The organism is Pseudomonas sp. 22515, from assembly GCF_052044625.1.
Taxonomy (GTDB): Bacteria; Pseudomonadota; Gammaproteobacteria; order Pseudomonadales; family Pseudomonadaceae; genus Aquipseudomonas; species Aquipseudomonas alloputida.
Window position 1 is genome coordinate 13,261 of record NZ_JBQENN010000013.1, and the last position, 20,619, is coordinate 33,879.

20 protein-coding genes are annotated in these 20,619 nt (G+C 61.9%); 17 read left to right on the top strand and 3 right to left on the bottom strand.

Annotation, left to right across the window (positions count from 1 at the left end):
• Positions 1-123: 123 nt before the first annotated feature.
• From ACTJJN_RS13755 to ispD, 5 genes are all read left to right on the top strand, one after another.
• Entirely contained in the window at positions 124-1,752 is a 1,629-nt protein-coding gene (locus ACTJJN_RS13755) for a CTP synthase (protein ID WP_003252329.1), read from the top strand.
• A gap of 3 nt (positions 1,753-1,755) precedes the next feature.
• A complete protein-coding gene (kdsA, locus tag ACTJJN_RS13760) occupies positions 1,756-2,601 on the top strand; it encodes a 3-deoxy-8-phosphooctulonate synthase (RefSeq protein WP_010952685.1) in 846 nt (281 codons plus the stop codon).
• Between the two features lie 154 nt (positions 2,602-2,755).
• Entirely contained in the window at positions 2,756-4,045 is a 1,290-nt protein-coding gene (gene eno, locus ACTJJN_RS13765; protein WP_003252333.1) for a phosphopyruvate hydratase, read from the top strand.
• Between the two features lie 165 nt (positions 4,046-4,210).
• Positions 4,211-4,492 carry a cell division protein FtsB gene (gene ftsB / locus ACTJJN_RS13770; RefSeq protein ID WP_004576849.1) on the top strand — a complete coding sequence of 94 codons (282 nt, stop codon included), beginning with the start codon at positions 4,211-4,213 and terminating at the stop codon, positions 4,490-4,492.
• Positions 4,489-5,196, top strand: coding sequence for a 2-C-methyl-D-erythritol 4-phosphate cytidylyltransferase (gene ispD, locus ACTJJN_RS13775; protein WP_003252335.1), 708 nt, complete (start codon positions 4,489-4,491; stop codon positions 5,194-5,196). Before ftsB ends, ispD begins: the two co-directional genes overlap by 4 nt.
• Before the next feature lie 129 nt (positions 5,197-5,325).
• Here the strand turns inward: ispD and ACTJJN_RS13780 are convergent, their stop codons facing one another.
• Entirely contained in the window at positions 5,326-6,222 is an 897-nt protein-coding gene (locus ACTJJN_RS13780; RefSeq protein WP_012053536.1) for a LysR substrate-binding domain-containing protein, read from the bottom strand.
• Positions 6,223-6,329: 107 nt separating this feature from the next.
• Here ACTJJN_RS13780 and ACTJJN_RS13785 point away from each other — a divergent pair, with 107 nt between their 5' ends.
• From ACTJJN_RS13785 to rpoS, 8 genes are all read left to right on the top strand, one after another.
• Positions 6,330-7,442 carry an S-(hydroxymethyl)glutathione dehydrogenase/class III alcohol dehydrogenase gene (locus ACTJJN_RS13785; RefSeq protein WP_088513567.1) on the top strand — a complete coding sequence of 371 codons (1,113 nt, stop codon included), beginning with the start codon at positions 6,330-6,332 and terminating at the stop codon, positions 7,440-7,442.
• A gap of 8 nt (positions 7,443-7,450) precedes the next feature.
• Positions 7,451-8,305: an S-formylglutathione hydrolase gene (gene fghA / locus ACTJJN_RS13790; RefSeq protein WP_003252340.1), complete on the top strand. Its 855-nt coding sequence runs from the start codon at positions 7,451-7,453 to the stop codon at positions 8,303-8,305.
• Between the two features lie 112 nt (positions 8,306-8,417).
• Complete coding sequence (gene ispF / locus ACTJJN_RS13795; protein ID WP_003252342.1) at positions 8,418-8,891, top strand: 2-C-methyl-D-erythritol 2,4-cyclodiphosphate synthase; 474 nt, start codon at positions 8,418-8,420, stop codon at positions 8,889-8,891.
• Entirely contained in the window at positions 8,888-9,946 is a 1,059-nt protein-coding gene (gene truD / locus ACTJJN_RS13800; protein WP_440781337.1) for a tRNA pseudouridine(13) synthase TruD, read from the top strand. Before ispF ends, truD begins: the two co-directional genes overlap by 4 nt.
• Entirely contained in the window at positions 9,934-10,683 is a 750-nt protein-coding gene (gene surE, locus ACTJJN_RS13805) for a 5'/3'-nucleotidase SurE (RefSeq protein ID WP_440781338.1), read from the top strand. The genes truD and surE overlap by 13 nt, the downstream gene beginning before the upstream one ends.
• 35 nt (positions 10,684-10,718) lie before the next feature.
• Positions 10,719-11,357: a protein-L-isoaspartate(D-aspartate) O-methyltransferase gene (locus tag ACTJJN_RS13810; RefSeq protein ID WP_003252348.1), complete on the top strand. Its 639-nt coding sequence runs from the start codon at positions 10,719-10,721 to the stop codon at positions 11,355-11,357.
• Positions 11,358-11,594: 237 nt separating this feature from the next.
• Positions 11,595-12,452 (top strand): peptidoglycan DD-metalloendopeptidase family protein, encoded by an 858-nt coding sequence (locus ACTJJN_RS13815; protein WP_004574839.1) that lies wholly within the window; start codon positions 11,595-11,597, stop codon positions 12,450-12,452.
• A gap of 108 nt (positions 12,453-12,560) precedes the next feature.
• Positions 12,561-13,568: an RNA polymerase sigma factor RpoS gene (gene rpoS / locus ACTJJN_RS13820; RefSeq protein WP_440781339.1), complete on the top strand. Its 1,008-nt coding sequence runs from the start codon at positions 12,561-12,563 to the stop codon at positions 13,566-13,568.
• 535 nt (positions 13,569-14,103) lie between these two features.
• Here the strand turns inward: rpoS and fdxA are convergent.
• Together fdxA and mutS are read right to left on the bottom strand one after the other, a co-directional pair.
• Positions 14,104-14,427 carry a ferredoxin FdxA gene (gene fdxA / locus ACTJJN_RS13825; protein WP_003252355.1) on the bottom strand — a complete coding sequence of 108 codons (324 nt, stop codon included), beginning with the start codon at positions 14,425-14,427 and terminating at the stop codon, positions 14,104-14,106.
• Between the two features lie 140 nt (positions 14,428-14,567).
• Positions 14,568-17,141, bottom strand: coding sequence for a DNA mismatch repair protein MutS (mutS, locus tag ACTJJN_RS13830; RefSeq protein WP_440781340.1), 2,574 nt, complete (start codon positions 17,139-17,141; stop codon positions 14,568-14,570).
• Between the two features lie 186 nt (positions 17,142-17,327).
• On the opposite strand from mutS, the gene ACTJJN_RS13835 reads away from it, so the two are divergent.
• The 4 genes from ACTJJN_RS13835 (at position 17,328) to recX (ending at position 20,597) form a co-directional block, all read left to right on the top strand.
• Positions 17,328-18,395 (top strand): hypothetical protein, encoded by a 1,068-nt coding sequence (locus ACTJJN_RS13835; protein WP_014754267.1) that lies wholly within the window; start codon positions 17,328-17,330, stop codon positions 18,393-18,395.
• Positions 18,396-18,451: 56 nt separating this feature from the next.
• The gene (locus ACTJJN_RS13840) at positions 18,452-18,934 is read left to right on the top strand and encodes a CinA family protein (RefSeq protein WP_012053471.1); all 483 of its coding nucleotides are present in this window, start codon (positions 18,452-18,454) and stop codon (positions 18,932-18,934) included.
• A 103-nt stretch (positions 18,935-19,037) separates the two neighbouring features.
• Entirely contained in the window at positions 19,038-20,105 is a 1,068-nt protein-coding gene (recA, locus tag ACTJJN_RS13845) for a recombinase RecA (protein WP_003252365.1), read from the top strand.
• Between the two features lie 21 nt (positions 20,106-20,126).
• Positions 20,127-20,597: a recombination regulator RecX gene (gene recX / locus ACTJJN_RS13850; protein ID WP_003252366.1), complete on the top strand. Its 471-nt coding sequence runs from the start codon at positions 20,127-20,129 to the stop codon at positions 20,595-20,597.
• The last annotated feature ends 22 nt before the right edge of the window (positions 20,598-20,619 follow it).

The window sequence follows — 20,619 nt, forward strand, 5'->3', positions numbered from 1 at the left end:
GCTGTACAGACGCGGCAGTTTTTCGAGATGCACTGTGATTGACGCAGGTGATCGGGGGCTTCGGCCTTCCTTCGCTTTCTCCGGCGGCGCTGGCCGCCTTAACGCAGACTTCTAGGGTTTTTCATGACGCGCTACATATTCGTCACGGGCGGTGTTGTTTCTTCATTGGGGAAAGGCATTGCCTCGGCTTCCCTGGCGGCCATCCTGGAAGCGCGGGGCCTGAAGGTCACCATGCTCAAGCTGGATCCGTACATCAACGTCGACCCGGGCACCATGAGCCCGTTCCAGCACGGTGAAGTGTTTGTCACCCACGATGGCGCCGAGACCGACCTCGACCTGGGTCACTACGAGCGGTTCATCCGCACCACCATGACCCAGAACAACAACTTCACCACTGGCCGTATCTACGAGCACGTGCTGCGTAAAGAGCGTCGTGGTGATTACCTGGGCGCGACCATCCAGGTCATCCCGCACATCACCGACGAAATCAAGCGTCGCATCATCAAGGGTGCCGGCGATGCCGACGTGGCCCTGGTGGAGATCGGCGGTACCGTGGGTGATATCGAGTCGCAGCCGTTCCTCGAGGCGATTCGCCAGCTGCGTGTCGAAGTGGGCTCCAAGCGTGCCATGCTGATGCACCTGACCCTGGTCCCGTACATCGCCACCGCTGGCGAAACCAAGACCAAGCCGACCCAGCACTCGGTCAAGGAGCTGCGCTCCATCGGCCTGCAGCCTGACGTGCTGATCTGCCGCTCCGACCACCCGGTGGATGCTTCGTCGCGTCGCAAGATCGCGCTGTTCACCAACGTTGAAGAGCGTGCGGTGATTTCGCTGGAAGACGTCGACACCATCTACAAGATCCCGGGCGTACTGCATGCTCAGGGCCTGGACGACTTCGTCGTCGAGCGCTTCGGCCTGCAGTGCAATGGCGCCGACCTGTCCGAGTGGGACAAGGTGGTCGATGCCAAGCTCAACCCGGAGCACGAAGTGACCATCGCCATGGTCGGCAAGTACATGGAGCTGCTGGATGCGTACAAGTCGCTGATCGAAGCGATGAGCCACGCCGGCATCACCAACCGGACCAAGGTCAACCTGCGCTACATCGATTCGGAAGACATCGAGAACCAGGGCACCAGCCTGCTCGAAGGCGCCGATGCCATCCTGGTACCGGGCGGTTTCGGCCTGCGCGGTGTGGAAGGCAAGATCACCGCGGTGCAATACGCCCGTGAGAACAAGGTGCCGTACCTGGGTATCTGCCTGGGCATGCAGGTGGCCGTCATCGAATTCGCCCGTAACGTGATGGGCTGGAAAGACGCCAACTCCACCGAGTTCGACCGTAACAGCGGCCACCCAGTGGTCGGCCTGATCACCGAGTGGGCCGATGCCACCGGTGCCGTCGAGACCCGCGACGAGGCTTCCGACCTGGGCGGCACCATGCGCCTGGGCGCACAGGACTGCCAGCTGGCTGCCGGTTCCAAGGTGCACGACTGCTACGGCAAGGACGTGATCACCGAGCGTCACCGTCACCGCTACGAAGTGAACAACAACCTGCTGCCACAACTGGTGGAAGCTGGTCTGGTGGTTTCCGGCCGTTCCGAAGACGGCGCGCTGGTGGAAGTGGTCGAGTCCAAGGACCACCCATGGTTCGTCGCCTGCCAGTTCCACCCGGAGTTCACCTCCACCCCGCGTGACGGCCACCCGCTGTTCAGCGGCTTCGTCAAGGCAGCCCTGGCTCAGAAGAACAAGGCCTGATCGATGACCCAGAAGATCATTCGCGTCGGTAACATCGAGATCGCCAACGACAAGCCGTTCGTCCTGTTCGGCGGCATGAACGTTCTGGAATCCCGTGACCTGGCGATGAAGGTCTGCGAAGAGTACGTGCGGGTTACCGAGAAGCTCGGTATCCCGTACGTGTTCAAGGCCAGTTTCGACAAGGCCAACCGTTCGTCGGTAACGTCCTACCGTGGCCCTGGCATGGAAGAGGGGCTGAAGATCTTCGAAGAGATCAAGCGCACCTTCAACGTGCCGGTGATCACCGACGTGCACGAGCCTTACCAGGCCGAGCCCGTCGCCAAGGTATGCGACATCATCCAGCTGCCGGCTTTCCTGTCGCGCCAGACTGACCTGGTGGTGGCCATGGCCAAGACCGGCGTGGTGATCAACATCAAGAAGGCTCAGTTCCTCGCACCTCAGGAAATGAAACACATCCTGGCCAAGTGCGAAGAAGCCGGTAACGACCAGTTGATACTCTGCGAGCGTGGTTCGAGCTTCGGCTACAACAACCTGGTGGTCGACATGCTGGGCTTCGGCATCATGAAGCAGTTCGAGTACCCGGTGTTCTTCGACGTGACCCACGCCCTGCAGATGCCGGGTGGCCGCGCCGATTCCGCCGGCGGCCGTCGGGCCCAGGTCACTGACCTGGCCAAGGCCGGCATGAGTCAGGGCCTGGCCGGGCTTTTCCTCGAAGCCCACCCCGACCCGGACAACGCCAAGTGCGATGGTCCATGCGCCCTGCGCCTGGATAAACTGGAGCCGTTCCTGGTCCAGCTCAAGCAATTGGACGACCTGGTGAAAAGTTTTCCGACGGTAGAAACCGCGTAAAGCTCATTTCTCGGGTAAAGTACCGCCCGATCCACCCCTGACCAGTCGGTCAGGGGCTCCCTTCATCAGGCCTGCCCAAAGCAAGTTCGCCTGGTGAACGGCAAGAATTTCCTAAGCTAAGTTGTTTTCGTCAAATTCTGGAGTGCTTACAACAATGGCAAAAATCGTCGACATCAAAGGTCGTGAAGTTCTCGATTCGCGTGGCAACCCCACTGTGGAAGCCGACGTACTGCTCGACAACGGCATCATCGGCAGCGCTTGCGCGCCGTCCGGTGCTTCTACCGGCTCGCGCGAAGCGCTGGAGCTGCGTGATGGCGACAAGAGCCGTTACCTGGGCAAGGGCGTGCTGAAGGCCGTCGCCAACATCAACGGCCCGATCCGTGACCTGCTGCTGGGCAAGGATCCTTCCGACCAGAAGGCGCTGGACCGCGCCATGATCGAACTGGACGGTACCGAGAACAAGGCCAAGCTGGGCGCCAACGCCATCCTGGCTGTTTCCCTGGCTGCCGCCAAAGCTGCTGCCCAGGACCAGGACCTGCCGCTGTACGCGCACATCGCCAACCTGAACGGCACCCCGGGCCAGTACTCGATGCCGGTTCCGATGATGAACATCATCAACGGTGGCGAGCACGCCGACAACAACGTCGACATCCAGGAGTTCATGGTTCAGCCGGTTGGCGCCAAGACCTTCTCTGACGGCCTGCGTATGGGTACCGAAATCTTCCACCACCTCAAGGCCGTCCTGAAGGCCCGTGGCCTGAACACCGCCGTAGGTGATGAAGGTGGTTTCGCCCCGAACCTGGCATCCAACGAAGACGCCCTGGGCGCCATCGCTGAAGCTGTCGAAAAAGCCGGCTACAAGCTGGGCACCGACGTGACCCTGGCCCTGGACTGCGCGGCTTCCGAATTCTACGAAGACGGCAAGTACAACCTGTCCGGCGAAGGCAAGTCGTTCGACGCCGAAGGCTTCGCCGACTACCTGAAAGGCCTGACCGAGCGTTTCCCGATCATTTCGATCGAAGATGGCCTGGACGAGTCCGACTGGGCTGGCTGGAAAATCCTCACTGACAAGATCGGTGAAAAAGTCCAGCTGGTCGGTGACGACCTGTTCGTGACCAACACCAAGATCCTCAAGGAAGGCATCGAGAAAGGCATCGGTAACTCGATCCTGATCAAGTTCAACCAGATCGGCTCGCTGACCGAAACCCTGGAAGCCATCCAGATGGCCAAGGCTGCTGGTTACACTGCAGTGATCTCGCACCGTTCCGGTGAAACCGAAGACTCGACCATTGCCGACCTGGCTGTGGGTACTGCTGCTGGCCAGATCAAGACCGGCTCGCTGTGCCGTTCCGACCGCGTTTCCAAGTACAACCAGCTGCTGCGCATCGAAGAGCAACTGGGCGCCAAAGCGGTTTACCGCGGTCGTGCCGAGTTTCGCGGCTAAGCAAGAGATGGTAAAAAGGCAGCAGCCGAAGTTGTAGGAACGTTCGTACTGAACTTTCCTACGTACTAACGGGTTTCTGTCGACGAAGCCTGGCCTCGGCCAGGCTTCGTGCTATTCGAGGCCCCGAAGTAAAAACGCGGCAGCCTTTTTAACCTGGATAACGTGATGCGCAGTCCCTATTGGTTGTTCCTCGTTCTGCTCTTGCTGTTGGGTGGCCTGCAGTACCGCCTGTGGGTGGGTAACGGCAGCCTGGCGCAAGTGACCGAACTGAAGCAGCAGATTGCCGATCAGCATGCCGAAAACGAGCGCTTGCTCGAGCGTAATCGTGTGCTCGATGCTGAAGTGCTAGAGCTGAAAAAAGGCATGGAGACCGTTGAAGAACGGGCCCGCCACGAATTGGGGATGGTCAAAGAGGGCGAAACCCTCTTCCAGTTGCCACAGAAATGATCGATACCTTGCCGGCCTTCTGGGCCGTGATTCCTGCGGCGGGTGTGGGTGCCCGCATGGCTGCCGACCGCCCCAAGCAATACCTGGAGCTGGCTGGGCAGACCCTTCTCGAGCACAGCCTCGACTGTTTTCTTGGCCACCCGGCACTTAAGGGCGTGGTGGTCAGCATTGCCGAAGACGACCCGTACTGGCCTGGCCTGCGCTACGCCAGCGACCCACGCATCCAGTGCGCGGCGGGCGGGCGTGAACGCGCTGACTCGGTGCTTAACGCCTTGCTGGTGCTGCATGCCCAGGGGGCGGGGGACAGCGACTGGGTGCTGGTGCACGATGCTGCGCGGCCGAACCTGGCACGCAGCGACCTGGACAAGCTGTTGTCGGAGCTGGCGGACGACCCGGTGGGTGGCCTGCTGGCGGTGCCGGCGCGCGATACCCTCAAGCGTGCCGACAGCCATGGCCGGGTGAGTGCTACGGTGGACCGCAGCACGATCTGGCAGGCGTACACACCGCAGATGTTCCGCCTTGGAGCGTTGCACCGGGCGCTGGCTGAGTGCCTGGTGTCGGATGTGGTGGTGACCGATGAAGCCTCGGCCATCGAATGGTCCGGTCAGGCGCCGCGGCTGGTGGAAGGGCGCAGTGACAACATAAAGGTAACCCGGCCTGAAGATCTCGAATGGTTGCGCCAGCGCTGGGCGGGTAAACGCTGAGCGTTCACCGTTGCTGCCGCCACCGTATTCGCGGGTGAACCCGCTCCTACATACGCATCGGTGGTTGGGCACAGGCCGTCGTAGGAGCGGGTTCACCCGCGAAGAGGCCAGCACATGCAGCACATCCCGTCAGCCGAAACGATACTCCGGCAACCCCGCCAACCCCTCCTTCAGGTAATCCACCAGCCGCCGTACCTTCGGCGACAGGTGCCTCTGCTGCGGATACAGCGCCCACACCGCCGTATTCGGCGGTTGGTGCGCCTCCAGCAGCGACACCAGCGCACCACTGTTCAGGTGTTCCAGCACGTAGTAATCCGGCAACTGGCACAACCCGATCCCTTGCAGCGCCGCATCCAGCACTGCCTGGCCACTGTTGCAGCGCCAGTTACCCTGTACCCGCTGGCTGATCTCACGGCCATCCTGCTGTAGCGCCCACAAGTCCGAACTCCCCACCAGGCAATTGTGCCGCGCCAGCTCCGAAAGGCTGTGTGGCCGGCCATAGTGCTCAAGATAGGCCGGCGAGGCGCACAGGTACATGCGCCTTGGCGCCAGGCGGGTAGCCACCAGGCGAGAGTCGGCCAGGCGGCCCAGGCGGATGGCCAGGTCCATGCCTTCATGCAGCAGGTCGAGGGTGTGGTTGCTCAGCTCCACATCCACGCGCAGCTGCGGGTACAGCGCCATGAATCGCGTCACCAACGGCACGATGAAGCGCTCGCCGTAGGCCACTGCGCACGTCATGCGCAACAAGCCCTTGGGTTCGCTGGCCAGGTCGCCCATGGCGCGCAGCGCTTCCTCGCGGCCATCCTGCAAGCGTTGGCAATGCTGCAGGAAGGTCTGCCCGGCTTCGCTCAGGGTTACCCGGCGGGTACTGCGATACAGCAGGCGCGTTTGCAGGCGGTCTTCCAGCCGGGCGATCTGCCGGCTGATGTGCGATGAGGAAACCCCCAGGCGTTCGGCGGCGGCAGTGAACTGGCCCGATTCGGCCACGGCGACAAATTCGTCGATGCCTTCCCATCGGCTGCTCATCGATTATCCCTGTATGGCAATAATGTTTTGTCTTTGGCCTGATTATTCATCAAATGGCGCTGAATTACACTGCAAGACTGAATCGATCCACTGTCTGGAGACCTTTGATGATCAAGTCCCGTGCTGCCGTAGCCTTCGAAGCCAAGAAACCCCTGGAAATCGTCGAAGTCGACGTGGCCATGCCAAAGGCCGGTGAAGTGCTGCTGCGCGTGGTCGCCAGCGGTGTCTGCCACACCGATGCCTATACCCTGTCCGGTGCTGACCCGGAAGGGATCTTCCCATCGATCCTCGGCCACGAAGGCGGTGCCATCGTCGAAGCGGTGGGCGAGGGGGTGACCTCGGTCGCCGTGGGTGACCACGTCATCCCGCTGTACACCCCAGAATGCGGCAAGTGCAAGTTCTGCCTTTCGGGAAAGACCAACCTGTGCCAGGCCATCCGCGCCACCCAGGGCAAGGGCCTGATGCCGGACGGCACCACGCGCTTCTCGTACAAGGGCCAGCAACTGTTCCACTACATGGGCACCTCGACGTTCTCCGAATACACCGTGCTGCCGGAAATTTCCGTGGCCAAGATCCAGAAAGAAGCACCACTGGAAAAGGTCTGCCTGCTGGGCTGCGGCGTCACCACCGGTATCGGCGCGGTACTCAACACTGCCAAGGTCAAGCCGGGTGATACCGTGGCCATCTTCGGCCTCGGTGGCATCGGCCTGTCGGCCGTGATCGGTGCGGTCAAGGCCAAGGCCTCGCGTATCATCGCCATCGACATCAACCCGGCCAAGTTCGAAATCGCCCGCCAGCTGGGTGCCACCGATTGCGTCAACCCGAAGGACTACGATCGCCCGATCCAGGAAGTGATCGTCGACCTCACCGATGGTGGCGTGGACTTCTCCTTCGAGTGCATCGGCAACGTTCAACTGATGCGCGCCGCCCTGGAATGCTGCCACAAGGGCTGGGGTGAGTCGGTCATCATCGGTGTGGCCGGTGCCGGCCAGGAAATTTCCACGCGTCCGTTCCAGCTGGTTACTGGTCGGGTTTGGCGTGGTTCGGCGTTCGGCGGGGTGCGTGGCCGCAGCGAACTGCCGAGCTACGTGGAAATGTCCGAGAAAGGCGAGATCCCGCTGGACACCTTCATCACCCACACGATGGGGCTGGAAGACATCAACAAGGCCTTCGACCTGATGCATGAAGGCAAGAGCATCCGTAGCGTGATCCACTTCTGAGGTCTGCCATGAGCCTGGATAACATCTCCTGCCAGAAGAGCTTCGGCGGCTGGCACAAGCGTTACCGGCATCATTCCAAGGTGCTGGGTTGCGATATGGTGTTCGCCGTGTACCTGCCGCCGCAGGCCGAGCAGGGCGAAAAGCTGCCGGTGCTGTACTGGCTCAGCGGCCTCACCTGCACCGACGAGAACTTCATGCAGAAGGCCGGCGCCCAGCGTCTGGCCGCCGAGTTGGGGTTGATCATCGTTGCCCCTGATACCAGCCCGCGTGGCGAGCAGGTGCCGGGTGATCCGGACGGCGCCTGGGACTTCGGCCTGGGCGCGGGCTTCTACCTCAACGCCACCCAGCAACCCTGGGCCCAGCACTACCGCATGCACGACTACGTGGTGGAGGAGTTGCCAGCCCTGATCGAGGCGCACTTCCCGGCGTCGGGCGAGCGCAGCATCAGCGGCCACTCCATGGGTGGGCATGGCGCGCTGGTGTGCGCCTTGCGCAATCCGGGGCGCTACCGCTCGGTGTCGGCATTCTCGCCAATCAGCAATCCGATGGATTGTCCGTGGGGCGAGAAGGCCTTCAGCCGCTACCTGGGTGAAGACCGTGGACGCTGGCGTGAGTGGGATGCCAGTGTGCTGCTGGCCGAAACCCCTGCTGGCCAATGCCCGCCGTTGCTGGTGGACCAGGGCGACCGTGACGACTTCCTCGAGAAGCAACTCAAGCCTGAAGCGCTGGAACAGGCGGCACGCAAAGGTGGCCATGCAATGACCCTGCGTATGCAGCCGGGCTATGACCATAGCTACTACTTCATTGCCAGCTTCATCGAGGAGCACCTGCGCCATCATGCGGTGGCACTGGGGCGGGTTTAACGCTTCCTGTGGGAGCGGGCGTGCCCGCGAAGGGCTGCACAGCAGCCCCAATCCCACAAATCCCCTGCAAAGCAGGTAGAATCACGCCCTGACTCATTCAGGGCGTTTTTTTATGCGTATTGGCCACGGCTACGATGTGCACCGTTTCTGCGACGGTGATTTCATTACCCTGGGCGGGGTGCGTATCCCCCACAAATACGGCCTGTTGGCCCATTCTGACGGTGACGTGCTGCTGCACGCCCTGAGCGATGCCTTGCTTGGCGCTGCGGCGCTGGGCGACATCGGCAAGCACTTCCCTGACACTGACCCGCAGTTCAAGGGTGCTGACAGCCGCGCGCTGCTGCGTCATGTGGTCGGCATCGTCAAGGCCAAGGGCTGGAAGGTCGGCAACGTTGACGCCACCATCGTCGCCCAGGCACCGAAAATGGCCCCGCACATCGAAACCATGCGCCAGCTGATCGCCGAAGACCTGCAGGTCGAGCTCGACCAGGTCAATGTCAAGGCCACCACCACAGAGAAGCTTGGCTTTACCGGCCGCGAGGAGGGCATTGCCGTGCATTCGGTCGCCCTGCTGCTGCCAGCATGACCGAACTGGAATTGCTGGGCCCGCGCGCATCGGGCGACCCCCTGGGCACCGCCGTCCTCAAAGCGGTTGCCGAAGACTTTCAGGTTGACGAAGTCCTGGATATACCGCTATCGGGCCAAGGCGAGCACCTGTGGCTGTGGGTCGAGAAGCGTGACCTGAACACTGAAGAAGCCGCCCGGCGCCTTGCCCGCGCCGCTGGCGTGCCCGTGCGCAGCATCAGCTATGCCGGCCTGAAGGACCGCCAGGCGCTCACCCGCCAGTGGTTCAGCCTGCACCTGCCGGGCAAGGCCGATCCGGATCTGTCGCGTGCCGAGGATGCCAGCCTGCGTGTGCTCAAACAGGTGCGTCACCAGCGCAAACTGCAGCGCGGCGCGCATTCGGCCAACGGGTTCACCTTGCGCCTGACCGCCCTGGCTGCCGATCACCAGGCGGTGGATGCGCGCCTGGAGCAGCTCAGGCAGCAAGGTGTGCCCAACTACTTCGGCACCCAGCGCTTTGGGCACGGTGGTGGCAACGTCCACGACGCCCTCGATTGGGCCGCGCGCAAGGCTTTGCCTGAACAGCGCAACGTGCGTTCGCGGCTGCTTTCGGCCGGGCGCAGCTACCTGTTCAATCAGTTGCTGGCTGCGCGTGTCGCTGACGGTAGCTGGGCCAGAGCCCAGGTCGGGGACCTGCTGGCGTTCACCGACAGCCGCAGTTTCTTCCCGGCGGGTGAGGCGGAATGTGCCGACCCGCGGCTGGCGATTCTCGACTTGCATCCAACCGGCCCGATGTGGGGGGAGGGCGCTTCACCTGCTGGCGCTGCGCCTGCCCAGCTGGAAAACGCTATCGGCGCACGTCAGCCGGCACTTTGCCAGTGGCTGGCCCAGGCGGGCATGGATCACGAACGGCGAATTCTGCGGCTCCCTATTGGCGGCCTGACGTGGCATTATCCCGAGCCTGATATCCTGCAACTGGAATTCGTCCTGCCGGCCGGATGCTTCGCCACCGTGGTGGTGCGTGAAGTCGTGGATCTGGTGTCGGCAGGGCAGACGGACAGCCCATGCGTATTCTGATTTCGAATGACGACGGTGTTACCGCACCTGGCATCGCCGCGCTGCACGCTGCGCTGGTGGATTATGCCGAGTGCGCGGTGATCGCCCCGGATCAAGACAAGAGCGGCGCCAGCAGTTCGCTGACGCTGGACCGGCCACTGCATCCGCAGACCCTGACCAATGGCTTCATCAGCCTCAACGGCACGCCGACCGACTGCGTGCACCTGGGGCTCAATGGGCTGTTGCCACAGACGCCGGACATGGTCGTGTCGGGGATCAACCTTGGTGCCAACCTGGGCGATGACGTGCTGTATTCGGGAACGGTCGCTGCGGCGCTGGAAGGCCGCTTCCTCGGCGGTACCTCGCTGGCGTTCTCGCTGTTGTCGCGCCAGCCGGACAACCTGCCGACTGCGGCCTATATCGCCCGTCGTCTGGTCGAGGCACAGTCGCGCCTGGTGTTGCCGCCACGCACCGTACTCAACGTCAATATTCCCAACTTGCCACTGGAGCACATCCGTGGCATCCAGCTCACCCGTCTCGGTCACCGCGCGCGGGCGGCGGCGCCCACCAAGGTGGTCAACCCGCGTGGCAAGGAAGGCTACTGGATTGCCGTGGCCGGTGATGCCGAGGACGGCGGCCCGGGCACCGACTTCCACGCGGTGATGCAAGGCTACGTATCGATTACCCCATTGCAGCTCGACCGCACCTTCAATGATGCCTTCGAGCAGCTCGATGGATGGCTGGAGGGCCTGCTCTGATGCGCGAGGACGATATGCTGCGGCGTGGCATCGGCATGACCTCTCAGCGTACCCGGGAGCGGCTGATACAGCGCTTGTGCGAAGAGGGGGTTTCGAACACCAAGGTGCTCGACGTGATCCGTCGTACGCCGCGCCACCTGTTCGTCGACGAGGCGCTGGCGCATCGAGCATACGAAGACACCGCGCTGCCGATCGGCCACAACCAGACCATCTCCCAGCCGTTCATGGTTGCTCACATGAGCGAGCTGTTGCTCGAGGCCGGGCCGCTGGACAAGGTGCTGGAGATTGGCACCGGTTCGGGCTACCAGACGGCGATCCTGGCTCAGCTGGTCGAGCGGGTGTTTTCGGTAGAGCGCATCAAGGTGCTGCAGGACCGGGCCAAAGAGCGCCTGGTGGAGCTTAACCTGCGCAACGTGGTATTCCGCTGGGGTGACGGTTGTGAGGGGTGGCCGGCGCTTGCGCCGTACAACGGCATCATCGTCACCGCCGTGGCGCCGGAAGTGCCACAGGCACTGCTCGACCAACTGGCACCCGGTGGACGCATGGTCATCCCGGTAGGGCCGGCCGGCGAAGCGCAGCAACTGATGCTGATCGTGCGCGAGGAGCATGGATTCTCCCGTCGCGTACTGGGGGCTGTGCGCTTCGTGCCGCTGCTCAATGGGCCTCTGGCCTGAAGCCTGTTGATCTGAGCTGTGCAGGCATGAGGCGCGGTGTATTTTTGTGCCGGTGGCGAATTCTTGTCGCTTCGCCCTGTCTATCAGGCGGTGCGAAGCGCTAACGCACAGCGTGCACCGGGGTTTTGTGCCCGTCTTTTGAACCCGTCTGCCATTACCGGCTGGCTTGGTTATAATTGCAACAATATTGCATTTCTTGTCTTCATATCGATTTTCGGCACCATGAGGGGAGCGCGGGTGGGTCACACAGTCATTCGGCAGCGCAAGGACGGGTCGGGTTTCAAGCTTCTGGTGATTGCATTGGCCATGGGCACGCTTCTGGTGGGTTGCTCAAGCACCAGCAGCAACAGCGCGCGGGTGGTCGACCGCAACAACACCGTGCCCAAGCGCCCGGCGGTGACTTCTGGGCAATACATCGTCAAGCCAGGCGACACCCTGTTCTCCATCGCCTTCCGTTATGGCTGGGACTACAAGGAGCTGGCTGCACGCAACGGTATTCAGGCGCCTTATACCATCCGCCCGGGCCAAGCGATTCGTTTCAGCAGCGGTTCCAGCAGCCGCACCACGGTGGTGTCCAGCCCGTCCTCGTCAAGCCGCACCACGGTCACGCGGCGGCCTGTGGGCAGCACTGCCACGGCGCCTGCCAGCACCAGCAAACCGGCCACGTCGGCGCCTTCCACCCCTGCCCCTGTGGTCGCTACCGTACCAGCCGCAGAGCGCGCGGTAGGTGGTTGGACCTGGCCTGCCAATGGCGTGCTGATTGGAAAATTTGCTTCAAACGGTAGTTTGAATAAAGGCATTGATATCGCCGGTGATTTGGGACAGCCTGTTTTTGCTGCGTCTGATGGTGCGGTGGTTTATGCCGGGAGTGGTTTGAGGGGCTACGGCGAGCTGATCATCATCAAGCACAGCGACACCTACGTCAGTGCCTACGGTCATAACCGCAGGCTGTTGGTTCGGGAGGGGCAGCAGGTCAAGGCAGGGCAGTCGATTGCTGAAATGGGGTCTACGGGCACAGATCGGGTGAAGCTGCATTTCGAGATTCGCCGCCAGGGCAAACCCGTCGATCCACTCCAGTTCCTGCCACGTCGTTGACCGTTGTACCCAGCCTGTTCCTGTGATGTAGAGGGGACAGGCTCAAGCGCTGCCAGGGAGAAAGGTGCCGCTCGAGTCTGAGTTCGAACTCAGCAAAGGATTATAACAATGGCTCTCAGTAAAGAAGTGCCGGAGTTTGACATCGACGATGACGTCCTCCTGATGGAGACGGGTATCGTTTTGGAAACGGATGTGGTGTCAGACGAACCTGCTGTATCTTCGGTTCGGACGAGGGCCAAATCGGGCTCTTCGCTCAAGCAACACAAGTACATCGATTACAGCAGGGCGCTCGATGCCACCCAGCTGTATCTCAACGAGATCGGTTTCTCGCCGCTGCTTTCGCCGGAAGAAGAAGTGCATTTTGCGCGCTTGTCGCAAAAGGGTGACCCTGCCGGCCGCAAGCGCATGATCGAAAGCAACCTGCGCCTGGTTGTCAAAATTGCCCGTCGTTACGTGAACCGTGGCCTGTCGCTGCTCGACCTGATCGAGGAGGGCAACCTGGGGCTGATCCGTGCGGTCGAAAAGTTCGATCCGGAGCGTGGTTTCCGTTTTTCGACCTACGCGACCTGGTGGATTCGCCAGACCATCGAACGGGCGATCATGAACCAGACTCGCACCATTCGCCTGCCGATCCACGTGGTCAAGGAACTGAACGTCTACCTGCGCGCCGCGCGCGAGCTGACGCAGAAACTCGACCACGAGCCCTCGCCGGAAGAAATCGCCATCTTGCTGGAAAAGCCGGTCGCCGAGGTCAAGCGTATGCTCGGCCTGAACGAACGGGTGTCTTCGGTAGACGTGTCGCTTGGCCCGGATTCGGACAAGACGCTGCTCGATACCCTGACCGACGACCGCCCGACGGACCCGTGCGAACTGCTGCAGGATGACGACCTGTCGCAGAGCATCGATCAGTGGCTGGGCGAGTTGACCGACAAGCAGCGTGAAGTGGTTGTACGCCGCTTTGGCCTTCGCGGCCATGAAAGCAGTACCCTGGAGGATGTTGGGCTGGAGATCGGCCTTACCCGTGAACGCGTGCGGCAAATCCAGGTGGAAGGGCTCAAGCGCTTGCGCGAGATCCTTGAAAAGAATGGTCTGTCCAGCGAGTCATTGTTCCAGTAGCTAGCGCTGTAACAAAAGACGCCCCGATGATCTCGGGGCGTTTTTGTTTGTGGCGAAAAGCGAGGTTCCCTTTCAGATTGTCGGGGGGCATGGCGCCCAGACGCACCTGGCAAGACACCTATCAAATGTGTACCGCGCTACCCCAGTAACATCGCGTGTAAGCCTTTACTTACTCGTTGTGTAAGCTTTCCATGCAACCTTTAGTAAATCAAAGTCGTTTCCAAAGGCTGAATTTTTACAACCCATTGAAAAGCATGGTTTATTCACCGGTGAGTAAATGTGTCCGCGGAAATACCTTGCAAGCTCCATTGCTTGCTCGCCTGGCTGAACCCGCTAGTATTCGAACTGTGCACAGGGACATGCACAGGCTTTCAGGATGAAGGCCAGGGACATCGCAAGAAGCGATTTCATCAGGATGATGTTTGGGACAAGCAGGGACTACGGAAAAAAATGTGGGCGGGTCAAACCGCCCCTTTTTTTTGCCCGTAGGAAAACAAAAAAGGCCCCGAAGGGCCTTTTTCGCGTCTGGGCGCTATCAGCGCTCCAGGTCGGCAATCTTGCCAGGCTTGCCATCCCATTCTTCAGCGTCCGGCAGGGCGTCCTTACGCTCGGTGATATTAGGCCAGATTTCCGCCAGCTCGGCGTTCAGCTCGATGAAGTTTTCCATGCCCGAAGGCACTTCGTCTTCCGAGAAGATGGCTTGCGCTGGGCACTCCGGCTCGCACAAGGCACAGTCGATGCACTCGTCCGGGTGGATGACCAGGAAGTTCGGGCCTTCGTAGAAGCAGTCCACCGGACAGACTTCCACGCAGTCGGTGTATTTGCATTTGATGCAGTTGTCGGTGACGACGAAGGTCATTTCTAATTCTCTCCTCAGGCGACGGCGGCGGCCCTTCCTCTCAGGGCCGCGCGGTTTACGGGTATGTGGCTGCAGGCCAGGCTAATAACCTGCAGCACCAGCAAACCGCGGCGGATTCTACCAGCTTGTAATGGGCGCCGTTATAACAGGTTCTTTAGTTGATATAGCATTTCGATAGCTTGACGCGGGGTCATGTCGTCCAGTTGCAGCTTGCCCAGCTTCTCGATGGCTGGATGAGGCAGGCTGGCAAACAAGTCGCTCTGGTGCGGCACTTGCGGCGCGTCCTTGGCCTTGTGGGCCGCAGGCTGCTCATGGGGCAGGCTGGTGGTTTCCAGCCGGCCAAGGTGCTCGCGGGCACGCTGGATCACTGCCGTCGGTACGCCGGCCAGCTGCGCAACGGCCAGGCCGTAGCTTTGGCTGGCAGGGCCGGGTAGCACGTGGTGCAGGAACACGATGCGTTCATTGTGCTCGGTGGCGTTCAGGTGCACGTTGGCCACCAGCGGCTCGCTCTCCGGCAGCACGGTCAGTTCGAAGTAGTGGGTGGCGAACAGTGTGTAGGCACGCAGCTGGGCCAGGCGCTCGGCGGCAGCCCAGGCCAGCGACAGGCCATCGAAGGTGCTGGTACCGCGGCCCACTTCGTCCATCAGCACCAGGCTGCGGTCGGTGGCGTTGTGCAGGATGTTGGCGGTTTCGCTCATCTCCACCATGAAGGTCGAGCGCCCGCCGGCCAGGTCGTCACTGGAGCCGATGCGGGTGAAGATGCGGTCGACCAGCGACAGCTCGCAGCTGGCTGCCGGCACGAAGCTACCGATGTGGGCCAGGAGCACGATAAGCGCAGTCTGGCGCATGTAGGTCGACTTACCGCCCATGTTGGGGCCGGTGATGATCAGCATGCGCGTACTGTTGTCCAGGCCCAGGTCGTTGGCCACGAACGGCGTGGTCAGTACCTGTTCCACCACCGGGTGGCGGCCCTGCTCGATGCGCAGGCAAGGCTCGTCGACAAAGCGTGGGCAGCTCAGGTCGAGGTTCAGTGCGCGCTCGGCCAAGTTGCTGAGCACATCCAGTTCGGCCAGGGCGGCGGCGCTGTCCTGCAGCGGTGCCAGGTGGCTGATCAGGGTTTCCAGCAGCGCGTCGTAGAGCATCTTCTCGCGGGCCAGGGCGCGGCTCTTGGCCGACAATGCCTTGTCCTCGAACGCCTTCAGCTCCGGGGTGATGAAGCGCTCGGCGCCTTTGAGGGTCTGGCGGCGGATGTAGTCGCCCGGGGCCTGCTCGGCCTGCTTGGTCGGCAGTTCGATGAAGTAGCCGTGCACGCGGTTGTAGCCGACCTTGAGGTTGGCAAGGCCGGTGCGGGCCTTTTCCCGGGCTTCCAGGTCGATCAGGAACTGACCGGCGTTCTCGCTGATTGCCAGCAGCTCGTCCAGTTCGTTGTCATAGCCGGCTTTCAGTACACCGCCGTCGCGGATCACCGCCGGCGGGTTATCGATGATCGCCCGCTCCAGCAGGCTGGCCAGCTCCGGATAGGTACCGGTAATGGCCGCCAGACGCGCCAGGTGCGGCGCTTCGAGCTCGGTCATGGCGTTCTGCAGTTCTGCCAGCGCGCCCAGCGCATCGCGCAGGCGTGCCAGGTCGCGCGGGCGGGCATTGCGCAGGCCAATACGGGCGAGGATCCGCTCGATATCGCCAATTTCCTTCAACTGCGGCTGCAGCTTTTCGAAGCGGTAGCTGTCGAGCAGGCAGCGGATCGAGTCCTGGCGTGCTTGCAGCACCTTGAGGTCGCGCAGCGGGCGGTTCAGCCAGCGGCTCAGCAGGCGGCTGGCCATGGCGGTCTGGCAGCGGTCGATCACCGATTGCAGGGTGTTGTCGCGCCCACCGGCCAGGTTGATGTCCAGCTCCAGGTTGCGGCGGCTGGCCCCATCGAGGATGACTGTATCGTCCAGACGCTCGTGGCGCAGGCTGCGCAGGTGCGGCAGGGCGGTGCGCTGGGTTTCCTTGGCATAGGTCAGCAGGCAGCCGGCGGCGCCGATGGCCAGGGTCAGCTTGTCGCAGCCGAAGCCCTTGAGGTCCTTGGTCGCGAACTGCTGGCACAGGGCCTTGCGTGCCGAGTCGCGGTCGAAGTCCCAGGGTGCGCGGCGGCGGGCGCCTGGGCGTTTCTCCGCAGGCAGGTCCCGTGGCCAGTCGTCGGGGATCAACAGCTCGACCGGGTTCAGGCGCTCGAGTTCGGCCAGCAGGTTTTCCCAGCCCTTGATCTCCTGCACGCTGAAATTGCCGCTGGTGATGTCCAGTACCGCCAGGCCGAACAGGCGCTCGTCACCGAGCAGTGCGGCGATCAGGTTGTCGCGGCGCTCGTCGAGCAGTGCCTCGTCACTGACCGTGCCGGGGGTGATGATGCGTACTACCTGGCGCTCCACCGGGCCCTTGCTGGTGGCGGGGTCGCCGATCTGCTCACAGATCACCACCGACTCGCCAAGCTTGACCAGCTTGGCCAGGTAGCCTTCCAGCGAATGGAACGGAATCCCGCACATGGGAATGGACTGGCCGGCCGACTGACCGCGGGCGGTCAGGGTGATATCCAGCAGTTTCGCGGCCTTTTTCGCATCTTCGTAGAAGATCTCGTAGAAGTCGCCCATGCGGTAGAACATCAGCTGGTCCGGGTGCTGGTTTTTCAGCTTCCAGTACTGCTGCATCATCGGGGTGTGTGCGGAAAGATCTGACATTCAGGGCCTTACAGGGGGGATCTGGTTGGCGATGGTAAACCCGTAATGGTACAGGCTTTTTCGTTACGTTGCAGGCGCGTGCTGTGGGGCGTGCGCCTGCAGTCTGGCGGGCAATGGTGGAGCTGCGCCGCGTAACCCTCTAGAATGCGCGCCCCTCGATGAATGCCCCTAGCCGTGACCTGCACGATGAATGTGTCCAGCCCTGTCCCTTATGTAACGCAACAGCTGATCTACCTCCTTTATGGCGAGCGCCGGATCTATCAGCTGGAGGCAAAACTCAGCATCCTCACCGCCCTGGCTCGTTGCAAGCCGGCTGAGCTGCCGGTGATCCGCGTGCTTACCGACCAGCCACAGGCTTTTGCCGGCTGGCCGGTGGAAGTGATCGCACTGGACGAGCAGACCTTGCAGGATTGGGCCGGCGACGGCGGCTACACCCATCGGCGCAAGGCCTGCGCCATTGCCCAGGCCGGGCAGTGGGCGGACAAGACCGTGTTCATCGATACCGATACGGTATTTCTGCAGTCGCCGCAAAAGCTGTTCAGCCAGGTCGATGCCGGGCAATTCTTGGTCGACGAGGTGGAAATGAGCTGGGCCGAGGCTTCGCGCAACAGCTATTACCGCAGCTTCATCGAGGGGCTTGCTGAGTCGGGCGAAGCACCAGCCGATGACTTGCGGCTGTGTAACAGCGGTGTCATGGGCTTTACCCGCGACAACGTTGGCATCGCCAAGCGCGCCATCGACCGGATCGACAACTGGACGCCGTATGCCCGTGACCTGCATACGATCGAGCAGATCGCCTTTTCCTTCGAATTGCACGGCGCGCCGATCAACGAGGCGCGCGGCGTGATCAGCCATTACTTTGCGATGAAGCAGTACGTGCATGCCATTCTAGAAATCTTCTTTGCCCGGCATGGCGAGCATTTTCATTCGAAGATGCCAGGTCTGGCCCTGAAGGTGCCGGCGCATCGCCCGGTGCCCTCGTGGCTGGCTCGGCTCTCGGTGAAATGGAGCCTCAAGCATGTACCCCGGGAGCTGCGTGGCATCGGCCGCAAGTTGCTCTACGGCAGTGTGATGAATGCTGATGACTACCAGCGCGCGTGCAAGGTGGTCTGGTGGCGTTCGGCAATCGAGGACATGCGCACGCTGGGCGGCTTCGACTGGAGCCGGGAGTGGCCTGACGGGCTGCCGCGGCTGGGGCAGCGTGACGAACTGGCGTTCAGCGAAATCGCCCGGGCCAGCCTGAAAGTTTCCTGAGCCAGAGCCCGAAGCAGGGTGATAGGGTAGAGAACCGCCCTCGAGGAGCACCCTACATGGACCCGATCACCACGCTCGCCACCCGCCTGGGTGAGCACCTGCGCCGATTCAATGCGCAGGTGACTACCGCCGAGTCCTGCACCGGTGGTGGCATTGCCGAAGCCATCACCCGCATACCTGGCAGCTCGGCCTGGTTCGAAGCCGGTTACGTCACCTATTCCAATGCCCAGAAAACCCGCCAGTTGGGAGTGCCTGAAGCGTTTTTCGGTCAGGTGGGGGCAGTCAGCCAGGAAGTGGTCGAAGCCATGGTCCGTGGGGCTCAGGCTGCCAGTGGCGCACGGTTTGCTGTGGCGGTGAGTGGTGTGGCCGGGCCGGACGGCGGCTCGCCAGCCAAACCGGTGGGCACTGTGTGGCTGGCCTGGGGTGACGGTAACCGGGTGTTCAGCGAACGTCGGCACTTCGACGGTGACCGCGAGGCGGTGCGTCGACAGACGGTGATCGCCGCGTTAGACGGCTTGTTACAGCTTGGTGCCGAGTAAATCGACGACAGGGGTTTGCGCGGGCGTCTGCCTGTGGAATAATACTGGCTACTTATACAGGTATTCCGGCCGTCAGGGCCAAGTCGAACACGTGAGGATTTCAATGGACGACAACAAGAAGCGCGCCTTGGCTGCGGCCCTGGGTCAGATCGAACGCCAATTCGGTAAAGGCGCGGTCATGCGCATGGGTGACCATGAGCGTCAAGGCATTCCGGCCATCTCCACCGGCTCGCTGGGCCTGGATATCGCCCTGGGCATCGGCGGTCTGCCAAAAGGCCGTATCGTCGAGATCTACGGCCCGGAATCGTCGGGTAAGACCACGCTGACCCTGTCTGTCATCGCTGAAGCGCAAAAGAACGGTGCTACCTGCGCCTTCGTCGACGCCGAACATGCCCTTGACCCTGAGTACGCTGGCAAGCTGGGCGTCAACGTCGATGACCTGCTGGTTTCGCAGCCGGACACCGGTGAGCAGGCGCTTGAAATCACCGACATGTTGGTGCGTTCCAACGCGGTCGACGTGATCATTGTCGACTCCGTTGCCGCGCTGGTACCGAAGGCCGAGATCGAAGGCGAGATGGGTGACATGCATGTGGGCCTGCAGGCCCGCCTGATGTCCCAGGCACTGCGTAAGATCACCGGTAACATCAAGAACGCGAACTGCCTGGTCATCTTCATCAACCAGATCCGTATGAAGATCGGTGTGATGTTCGGCAGCCCGGAAACCACTACCGGTGGTAACGCCCTGAAGTTCTACGCGTCGGTCCGTCTGGATATCCGCCGTACCGGCGCTGTCAAGGAAGGCGACGAGGTGGTCGGCAGCGAAACCCGCGTCAAGATCGTCAAGAACAAGGTCTCGCCTCCGTTCCGTCAGGCTGAGTTCCAGATTCTTTACGGGAAAGGTATCTACCGTAACGGCGAGATCATTGATCTGGGGGTATCTCAGGGCTTGGTCGAGAAGTCCGGTGCCTGGTATGCCTACCAGGGCAACAAGATTGGTCAAGGCAAAGCCAACGCTGCCAAGTACCTGGCTGAGAACCCGGCTATTGGTGCCGAGATCGAGAAGCAGATTCGTGAGAAGTTGCTGAAAGCAGGTGCTGCTGCTGAAGCCGGCAAAGCTGCTGCTGCCGAAGCTGATGCCGATGACATGGCCGACGCTGACGCCGGTTATTGATTGCGCAGTAGATAACCGAATATGTCTGCCGTACTCGACACCCCCGTCGCCATCCGGCGGACAGCCATGGACCTGCTTGCACGACGTGAGCACGGTCGAGTCGAGCTGACGCGCAAGTTGCGTCAGCGCGGCGCTTCGGACGAGTTGATCGAGCCTGAACTCGATCGGCTCGCCGAAGAAGGGCTGCTTAGTGAAGCCCGCTACCTCGAGAGTTTCATTCGTTATCGTTCCGGCTCTGGCTATGGCCCTGCGCGTATTCGCGAAGAGCTGTGTCAGCGTGGTTTGGCGCGTGCAGATATCGACCAGGCCCTGCGTGAAAGCGAGGTGAATTGGGGCGAGCGTATGCGAGACGTGTGGCAGCGCAAGTTTGCCGGGCAGCGCCCGCAAGATCCGCGCAGCCGCGCCCAGCAGACCCGGTTCCTGGCTTACCGTGGGTTTCCCATGGACATGATCGGCCGTCTGCTCAGTGGGCGTGATCTCGACGATTATTGACGCTCGAAACCACAGTGCACGT

Coding starts and splice junctions, on each gene's coding strand:
- ACTJJN_RS13835 (WP_014754267.1), top strand. CDS start 17,328: ATGAATGTGTCCAGCCCTGTCCCTTATGTAACGCAACAGCTGATCTAC.
- eno (WP_003252333.1), top strand. CDS start 2,756: ATGGCAAAAATCGTCGACATCAAAGGTCGTGAAGTTCTCGATTCGCGT.
- recX (WP_003252366.1), top strand. CDS start 20,127: ATGTCTGCCGTACTCGACACCCCCGTCGCCATCCGGCGGACAGCCATG.
- ACTJJN_RS13785 (WP_088513567.1), top strand. CDS start 6,330: ATGATCAAGTCCCGTGCTGCCGTAGCCTTCGAAGCCAAGAAACCCCTG.
- fdxA (WP_003252355.1), bottom strand. CDS start 14,427: ATGACCTTCGTCGTCACCGACAACTGCATCAAATGCAAATACACCGAC.
- ispF (WP_003252342.1), top strand. CDS start 8,418: ATGCGTATTGGCCACGGCTACGATGTGCACCGTTTCTGCGACGGTGAT.
- ACTJJN_RS13810 (WP_003252348.1), top strand. CDS start 10,719: ATGACCTCTCAGCGTACCCGGGAGCGGCTGATACAGCGCTTGTGCGAA.
- truD (WP_440781337.1), top strand. CDS start 8,888: ATGACCGAACTGGAATTGCTGGGCCCGCGCGCATCGGGCGACCCCCTG.
- ACTJJN_RS13780 (WP_012053536.1), bottom strand. CDS start 6,222: ATGAGCAGCCGATGGGAAGGCATCGACGAATTTGTCGCCGTGGCCGAA.
- ftsB (WP_004576849.1), top strand. CDS start 4,211: ATGCGCAGTCCCTATTGGTTGTTCCTCGTTCTGCTCTTGCTGTTGGGT.
- mutS (WP_440781340.1), bottom strand. CDS start 17,141: ATGTCAGATCTTTCCGCACACACCCCGATGATGCAGCAGTACTGGAAG.
- fghA (WP_003252340.1), top strand. CDS start 7,451: ATGAGCCTGGATAACATCTCCTGCCAGAAGAGCTTCGGCGGCTGGCAC.
- kdsA (WP_010952685.1), top strand. CDS start 1,756: ATGACCCAGAAGATCATTCGCGTCGGTAACATCGAGATCGCCAACGAC.
- recA (WP_003252365.1), top strand. CDS start 19,038: ATGGACGACAACAAGAAGCGCGCCTTGGCTGCGGCCCTGGGTCAGATC.
- ACTJJN_RS13755 (WP_003252329.1), top strand. CDS start 124: ATGACGCGCTACATATTCGTCACGGGCGGTGTTGTTTCTTCATTGGGG.
- ispD (WP_003252335.1), top strand. CDS start 4,489: ATGATCGATACCTTGCCGGCCTTCTGGGCCGTGATTCCTGCGGCGGGT.
- rpoS (WP_440781339.1), top strand. CDS start 12,561: ATGGCTCTCAGTAAAGAAGTGCCGGAGTTTGACATCGACGATGACGTC.
- surE (WP_440781338.1), top strand. CDS start 9,934: ATGCGTATTCTGATTTCGAATGACGACGGTGTTACCGCACCTGGCATC.
- ACTJJN_RS13840 (WP_012053471.1), top strand. CDS start 18,452: ATGGACCCGATCACCACGCTCGCCACCCGCCTGGGTGAGCACCTGCGC.